This is a genomic window from uncultured Campylobacter sp., assembly GCF_938031315.1.
In the GTDB taxonomy this organism is placed as follows: domain Bacteria; phylum Campylobacterota; class Campylobacteria; order Campylobacterales; family Campylobacteraceae; genus Campylobacter_B.
Genome location: NZ_CALHHT010000197.1, coordinates 1 through 8,231, shown reverse-complemented (window position 1 = coordinate 8,231; position 8,231 = coordinate 1). Strand labels below are relative to the sequence as shown.

The 8,231-nt window shown below is 48.9% G+C and carries 7 protein-coding genes; all 7 read left to right on the top strand.

What is annotated here, in order from left to right:
- Positions 1 to 792 (top strand): Hsp70 family protein (locus tag Q0236_RS05110; protein WP_297915743.1); only part of this gene is annotated, 792 nt, incomplete at its 5' end.
- A gap of 360 nt (positions 793 to 1,152) precedes the next feature.
- Positions 1,153 to 3,936 carry a nitrate reductase catalytic subunit NapA gene (gene napA, locus Q0236_RS05105; RefSeq protein WP_297915741.1) on the top strand — a complete coding sequence of 928 codons (2,784 nt, stop codon included), beginning with the start codon at positions 1,153 to 1,155 and terminating at the stop codon, positions 3,934 to 3,936.
- 3 nt (positions 3,937 to 3,939) lie between these two features.
- The gene (gene napG, locus Q0236_RS05100) at positions 3,940 to 4,698 is read left to right on the top strand and encodes a ferredoxin-type protein NapG (RefSeq protein ID WP_297915739.1); all 759 of its coding nucleotides are present in this window, start codon (positions 3,940 to 3,942) and stop codon (positions 4,696 to 4,698) included.
- A complete protein-coding gene (napH, locus tag Q0236_RS05095) occupies positions 4,695 to 5,504 on the top strand; it encodes a quinol dehydrogenase ferredoxin subunit NapH (protein WP_297915738.1) in 810 nt (269 codons plus the stop codon). The genes napG and napH overlap by 4 nt, the downstream gene beginning before the upstream one ends.
- Positions 5,501 to 6,034: a nitrate reductase cytochrome c-type subunit gene (locus Q0236_RS05090; protein WP_297915736.1), complete on the top strand. Its 534-nt coding sequence runs from the start codon at positions 5,501 to 5,503 to the stop codon at positions 6,032 to 6,034. The genes napH and Q0236_RS05090 overlap by 4 nt, the downstream gene beginning before the upstream one ends.
- A 9-nt stretch (positions 6,035 to 6,043) precedes the next feature.
- Positions 6,044 to 7,264 (top strand): hypothetical protein, encoded by a 1,221-nt coding sequence (locus Q0236_RS05085; protein ID WP_297915734.1) that lies wholly within the window; start codon positions 6,044 to 6,046, stop codon positions 7,262 to 7,264.
- Complete coding sequence (locus Q0236_RS05080; protein ID WP_297915732.1) at positions 7,261 to 7,596, top strand: chaperone NapD; 336 nt, start codon at positions 7,261 to 7,263, stop codon at positions 7,594 to 7,596. Before Q0236_RS05085 ends, Q0236_RS05080 begins: the two co-directional genes overlap by 4 nt.
- The last annotated feature ends 635 nt before the right edge of the window (positions 7,597 to 8,231 follow it).

Below are 8,231 nucleotides of genomic sequence, written 5' to 3'. Positions count from 1 at the left end.
GAAGTCGTAGCAATCGGTGCAGCAATCCAAGGCGCGGTCATCAAAGGCGACGTAAAAGATGTGCTACTGCTCGACGTCACTCCGCTAAGCCTCGGCATCGAAACTCTAGGCGGCGTAATGACTAAGATCATCGAGAAGGGAACTACGATACCTACGAAAAAATCTCAAACCTTCTCGACTGCAGAGGATAACCAAAGCGCCGTTACGATCAACGTCTTGCAGGGCGAGCGCGAGTTTGCGAAAGATAACAAATCGCTCGGAAATTTCAATCTTGAAGGTATCATGCCCGCTCCTCGCGGCGTGCCGCAGATCGAGGTGGAATTTAACATCGATGCGAACGGAATTTTAACCGTTTCGGCAAAAGACAAGGCTACCGGCAAGGCAACCGACATCCGCATCACCGGCTCAAGCGGTTTAAGCGATGCCGAGATCGATAAGATGGTAAAGGACGCCGAGCTTCACAAAGAGGAAGACAACAAGCGCAAAGAGACCGTCGAAGCGCGCAACCAAGCCGACAGTATCGCGCATCAAACCGAAAAGAGCCTAAGCGAGATGGGCGAGAAGGTGCCGGGCGATCTACGCGCTAAGATCGAGGGCGCGCTAAACGATCTAAAAGCCGTGCTAAAGGATGAAAACGCGAGCAAGGAAGCGATAAATTCCAAAGTAGAAGCCCTAAGTAAGGCCGCCGAGGATCTATACAAGGCCGCCAGCGCAAATCAGGGCGGATCGCAAAGCGGCGGTGCAAATGGCGGCAAAAAAGACGACGACGTCATCGACGCCGAAGTCGAATAACGCCCTACTTCGAGCCGATTTATATCGGCTCGAATCTTAAACGAAAAGCAAATTTATCATTTAAATTCCTTAACTTATCACTCTTTCTTAAATTTTAAAATTTGTAAATTTCTTACATTCAAAATTTAGTATTTTAAATTTTGTTATTCAGTTACAAATATATTATATTAATTTAATATATAAAAAGAAGTGATGGCGATTTACATCAAATGCCAGGTATTCGATACTTAAGATTGAAATTTAAAAAATTATAATTTTATACCGATTTAAATTTATTAACTTCAATCTAGACTAGGCAGTTTTTTTATGCTATTATCCAACGTTAATAGAAATTTAAATTCTAAACGAAAGGTTAATCTCATGGATAGACGAGACTTTATAAAAAGCTCTGCGGCAGCGGCTGCCTGTAGCGTTGCGGGCATCAGCTTGCCTAGCGGACTAAGCGCTGCGGACGAAGCCGAAAAAGGCTGGCGCTGGGACAAGGCGGCCTGTCGCTTCTGCGGCACCGGCTGTGGCATCATGGTAGCCACCAAAGACGGCAAGATCGTAGCGGTCAAAGGCGATCCGCTAGCGCCCGTAAATCGCGGTCTAAACTGCATCAAAGGCTATTTCAACGCCAAGATCATGTACGGCGCCGATCGCATCACCAAGCCTCTTTTGCGCGTAAATTCCAAAGGCGAATTCGACAAAAAGGGAAAATTTATCGAGATCAGCTGGCAACGAGCGTTCGACGAAATGGAGAAGCATTTTAGGCGAGCCTATAACGAAGGTGGTCCCGAGGGCTTTGCCGTGTTAGGTAGCGGTCAATACACCATTACCGAGGGCTATACCGCAGCCAAGCTCGTCAAGGCGGGCTTTCGCTCCAATAATATCGACCCAAATGCTCGCCAGTGCATGGCTAGCGCCGTCGTAGGTTTTATGCAAACCTTCGGTATTGACGAGCCTGCGGGCGTTTTCGACGATATCGAGCTAACCGATACCATCATCGCTTGGGGCGCGAATATGGCTGAGATGCACCCTATCCTTTGGTCTCGCGTCTCCGACCACAAGCTTCGCAACCCGGACCGCGTAAAAGTTATAAATCTCTCGACCTACTCTAGCCGCACTTCAAACATCGCCGATATCGAAATTATATTCCGTCCGAATACCGATTTGGCGATATGGAACTACATCGCAAGGGAGATCGTCTACAACCACCCGGATATGATAGATGAGAAATTTATTAAAGAGCACTGCGTATTCGCTACAGGCCCTGTGGATATCGGTTACGGCTTACGAGAAGATATAAATCATAAAAAATACCGCAAAACCGAGCTTGATACCGCAGCTAAGCAAAAATCCAAAATTTTAAGCAAATCCGAGGGCGTTACGTTAGCATATCTGGGTATGAAAGAGGGTGACGTACTCGAAAACAAACACTCTGACAAATCGGATGCTCACTGGCTCATAAGCTTCGAAGAATTTAAAAAAGCGCTGGAGCCTTACACGCTAGAATTTGTAGCGCCTTTAGCTAAGGGTGACGAAAGTGAGGATTTAGAGGCGTTTAAGACAAAGCTAAAGCAGCTCGCAGATTATTACATCGAAAAGGACCGCAAAGTAGTAAGCTTTTGGACGATGGGCTTTAATCAGCACTCAAGAGGAACTTGGGTCAATGAGCAAAGCTACATGGTGCATTTCCTTCTCGGCAAACAAGCTAAGCCCGGCTGCGGAGCGTTTTCGCTTACCGGTCAGCCTAGCGCTTGCGGCACGGCTAGAGAGGTAGGCACGTTTTCTCACCGCCTACCTGCCGATCTGGTTGTGGCAAATCCCGCTCACAGAAAGGTTTCCGAAAAAATTTGGAAGCTTCCTGAGGGCACGATAAACCCAAAACCGGGTGCGCACTACGTGCAGGCTCTGCGCAATCTCGAAGACGGCAAGATAAAATGGATATGGGTACAGGTCAATAATCCGTGGCAGCAGATCGCCAACGCAAACCACTGGATCGCCGCGGCGCGCGAGATGGATAACTTCATCGTAGTAAGCGATCCGTATCCGGGACTAAGCGCAAAGGTAGCTGATCTAATCCTGCCAACCGCGATGATCTACGAAAAATGGGGCGCATACGGCAATGCCGAGCGCAGAACGCAGTGGTGGAGACAGCAGGTCCTTCCTGTGGGCGACGCGATGAGCGATACGTGGCAGATGCTAGAGTTTTCCAAGCGCTTCAAACTCAAGGATTTCTGGGGCGAGACAAAGGTAAATGATAAACTTACGCTTCCAAACGTATTAGATAAAATTTCAGAATTCGGCTATACGCCAGAGACTACACTATTTGAAGTGCTCTTTGCAAACAAAGACGCTCAGGCTTTCGCTGCAAAAGATCCGATTATGGCAAGCTTCGATAACTCCGAAGTAAACGGCGACTCTCGCGGCGTAATCGGCAGCGACGGCAAAGAATTTAAAGGCTATGGTTTTTTCATCCAAAAATATCTCTGGGAAGAATACCGAAAATTCGGTACCGGTCACGGACATGACCTAGCTGATTTCGATACATATCACCGAGTGCGCGGTCTTAGATGGCCGGTCGTAGACGGCAAAGAAACACTTTGGCGCTTTAACGCCCAATACGATCCTTATGCTAAAAAAGCGGCTCCGGATAGCGACTTTGCCTTCTACGGTAACGCAAAAGCGGCGCTTCCTAGCGGCGATCTGAAATCCGCTACTTCAGGCGAAGAGAAAACAAGCCTTGCCAATAAAGCTAAAATTTTCTTCCGTCCATATATGGATCCTGTAGAAGTGCCAAGCGAGGAGTATCCTTTCTGGCTATGTACGGGTCGCGTGCTGGAGCACTGGCATACGGGCACTATGACTATGCGCGTGCCGGAGCTTTATCGCGCCGTACCGGAAGCAAGATGCTATATGAACGAGCTGGACGGCGCTAAAATCGGCGTGCAACAAAACGAAATCGTCTGGATTGAGTCGCGCCGCGGCAAAGTCAAAGCGCGCGTGGACTTTCACGGACGTAACGTTCCGCCGAAGGGACTTATTTTCGTGCCGTTTTTTGACGAGAAGGTTTATATCAACCGCGTCACGCTCGATCATACCTGCCCGCTTTCAAAAGAGACCGACTATAAAAAATGCGCGGTTAAAATTTACAAGGCGTAAATTATGGATAGGCGTGAAGTCTTAGGTATTCTTTCTTTAGCTGCGGGCGTGGGCGTTTTGGGACTCGGAGTCGCAAACTCTAACGAGCACGCCAAACTCCGCCCGCCCGCAGCTATAGGCGAGAAAGAATTTCTTAGCAAATGCCTAAGGTGCGGACTTTGTGTCGAGGCGTGCCCATTTGATACGCTTAAGCTTGCGAGCTTTTGCGATCATGCTATTGCAAACGGCACGCCGTTTTTTATCCCGCGCGAAATTCCGTGCTATATGTGCGACGACATACCTTGCGTAGCAGCCTGTCCTAGCGACGCGCTAGATAAAAATTTAGTGAGCGAAAACTCTAAGCTTAACGTGCGTCTATCCAAGATGGGCGTTGCGGTCATAGATACCGAGCATTGCATCGCTTATGCGGGTATCCAATGCGACGCGTGCGTGCGAAGCTGCCCCGTAATGGATAAGGCGCTTAGGATCGATTATCGTCACAACAACCGCACCGAAAAGCACGCCCTGCTCGTGCCTGTCGTAGATAGCGACTACTGCACGGGTTGCGGCAAATGCGAGCATGCCTGCGTCACGAAAAAGGCGGCTATCAGCGTCGTGGAACGCGAGCGCGTCATAGGAATTTCCAGCGATAACTATGTCAAAGGCTGGATCAAGGGCGACGACGCGAAGCTAAAGGACGCAGACACCAAAATCAAGCTCGATCCGCAAAAGAGTAAGGATTACTTAAACGAGGACGATCTAATGGAAGGGACTAGGCAATGAAATACACTATTTTAAGGCGTTTGAGCCAAATTTCTATTCTAGTCCTTTTTATTTTAGGAAATAATTTCGCCTTCAAAGCCGCGAGTGAAAACGGAATTTTATCAGGAATTCTAAAGGGCAATCTAAGCTCGTCGAAACTTTTCGGCACGATTAATCTAAGCGATCCGTTTGCGACGGCGCAGATGCTGCTAGCTAGCTTTTCTTTGGGCGCTACGGCGGTTATCGGAGCGCTTATCGTAGGAGCATTTTATGCGCTTATAGCGCCGCGATTATATTGCTCGTGGGTCTGCCCGATAAATTTACTGACCGATCTTGCCGCGTGGCTTCGTAAAAGACTTGGCATAACGACTAGGATCGTTAGCATAAACCGCAAAGCTCGCTACGTCTTAGCGGTGCTAGCGCTCATTTGCAGCGGAGTTTTCGGCTTTGCGGCGTTTGAGAGCGTAAATTTTATCTCGCTTTTCGCGCGCGCCGTCATATCGCTGAGTGCCAGTGCATTTGCAATCGCGCTACTAATCGTGGTTTTTGAAATTTTTGCAGGCGATCGCACAATCTGTTCGCGGCTATGCCCGCTCGGCGGATTTTGGGCCGCACTTAGCTATTTTAGCATAATTCGCATTCGCCACGAGGTTGATAAATGCACGATGTGCGGCAAATGCAAAATGGTCTGCCCCGAAGTTCAGGTGCTTAAGATGGTTGGGCGCGAAAACGGGCGCGTTAGCAGCGAGTGTATCAGCTGCGGGCGCTGCATCGACGTATGCGACGACGATGCGTTAAATTTTAGTATATTAGGAGTGAAAAAATGAAAAAAATGGTTTTAGGCTTGGCTCTTGCATGCTGTGCGGCGCTATTTGCCGCGGACAAGACGGCTTCTATAGATGCCGATAGCTTTGGCTTTATAAAAAGCGTAGACGAATCGGCGCAAAATAAAAATTCCCTGCCCGATTTCAAATATAGCGAGGATGCTCCGGGCGCCGCTTCGAAAATCGAGCGCAGCTTCGAAAACGCTCCGCCGCTCATACCGCATAGCCTAGAGGGGCTCGTGCCGATCACGAAGGATAATAACATGTGCGTTACCTGCCACATGCCAGAATTTGCCAAAGATATAGGCTCTACGCCGATTCCGAAAAGCCACCTGGTGGACTTCCGCACAGGCGCGGATCTAAACGGCACTCTAGCTGAGCAGCGCTTTAATTGCACGCAGTGCCACGTACCGCAAGCCCAAACCAATCCGCTAGTGAAAAATAATTTCAAGGCCGATTTTAGCAGGTTTAGCGACGCAAATTCCACTTCTAATCTCATAGATACGCTAAATCAAGGCGCCGAGGTCGAGTAGGAGCCCGCGATGAAATTTTTACCACCGCTGCTACTTTGCGCCTGCTTCATCTATGCCGGCAACGGCGTTGCAATACCTAGTGACGCTGTGGGCATAGATACGCCTGCAAAGATCAAACACGCTAGATTCATATTAGAGCTTGACGCAAATGTCGCGGTGCTAAAAAATCTAAACGGCGAAATTTACGCAGGGCTTGACAACGGAAAGCTCTATAAAATCACCATTAACTCCGCGGAGAATTCCACGCGAAATTCCACCGCCGGGCAAAATTTCGCAGATCAAAATTCCGTCGCAAGCACAAATTCCGATGCGGCGCAGAATTTCAATGCAAAAGCGAGCGTAAATTCCACGAGAGATTCTACTGCGAATTCCGCTGCCGTAAATTCTTTAGCAAATTCAACCGCAGCAAATTCTACGAAGCAAAATTCTGCCGAAAATTCTACGGCATTAAATTCCGCTCGGAATTCCGTGCCGAGCGAAATCTCCAAGGCACTAATTTTCGCCCTGCCCTCGTCCAAAAACTACCTAGACGAGCCGATGGGCGCTACCATATTCGACGTCGATAAACTAGGCGAGAAGTACGCATTTTTGTATAACGGCGACGCGTTTGAAAAGATGCTGGGCGTGTTTGCAGGCGGCAAGATTACGCACTATAAATTACCGATGACTGGGATTAAAAACGTCTATTTCTACGATGGAAACACCGTGATTTTGCTAGGTCTTGGTAGCGAAATTTTATACTTCGACCTGTCTAGCGGCAAGGTAAGCTTCGAGCAAAAGCTCACCATCGCGTCTTTGGGCGGCAGCGCCTACGACCGCTCCAGCGGAACGCTGCTAATCTCGTGCGAAGGCGGCATCGTATTTTATTTCGACGCGAAAGCGAAAAAACTTATGAGCCAAAAGTCCCTGCACAAGGACGGGATCTACTCCGTGGCGCTGCTTGGCGATCGTATGATGAGCGGCTCGAACGACAAAGAAAGATCGTGCTACTACGAAAACGGCGATTTCGCTAAATTTTATAACGCCCATTTTGCAGTTTTTGCCGTGGCGCTAAGCCCCGAGCTAGGAGCTTTCACAGTCAATAACGGCGTGCGCGTAATCGATAAAGCAGGCGAGATCGTCCGCAGCATCGAGCTGGATAACGACATCATCAACTATCTGCTTTTCGCAGGAGAGTATCTCGTGGGCTCGGGGTACAATAGATATATCTACTTTTGGGGGCTAAAATGAATATTTCAAGCGTCGTGATCTATCTAGGCGCAGATACCGATATAGCGGAGTTTCGTAAGGAGCTGCAAAGCATCGGCGGCTGCGAGTTCGTAGCATGCGAGAACGGCAAAGCGGTCGCCACGATTAGCACGGAGAGCTTCGATGACGAGATCGCCGCATTTCGCGCGATAGAGGCTATAAAGGGCGTAAGCGAGGCGATGATGATCTATTCTTACTCTGATCTGGACGCAGACATCGCCGCGGCAAACTCCGACAACGGCGAGCAGATAATGCGCGAGCTGGATGAAAAAGACCCGAGCCAGATCAAATACGGCGGCAAGGTGCGGGTCTAAATCGCCGCCACCGCTCTATTGGTGCTTTTCGCTTAAATTTTGTTATTTTTGGCAGTTTCTGCACTACTAGGTAAATTTTCCGTATAAATTTTATCTGCGCCCACGGAATTTGAAATTTTTTCCAACTCATCTTTGCAGCTTCTAGCCTGTTTTTGTATCTCTAGCCCGACGCCGCTTTTGCACCCTTAGCCGATTTTTAAGCTTTTGATACGCCGCCTTGCGTTTAGCCGTAAATTTAAATCTACAATTAGACCCTATGACGATACAGAATTTTAAAAGCGATGGACGAATTAAATTTATGAAATTTCTGCGCAGCGCTATGCTTTACGTCGCATAAAAAACATGCCGTACCAAATCAGACGCCGCATAAAAAGATACCGCAACTGCCGTCCGGCGCCACAGCCTATAGCCGCTGCGACGCCCGTCTGTTTGGGATGGCGCTATAAAAATACGGCGACCGGGGCGCCGACCGCTGGCAGAAACTACTTCTGCGCGCGGCTTAAGATGCGCCGCAGTAAAACATCGAGCTTAGCTCGGCTGCCGTCAAACACGCTAAATTTAGTGCGCATTTACTCCCTAGTATCGCAGCCCTTCGTTCGGCCATGGGCTTTGCGGCGCGCAGAGGGTTTTTAAAT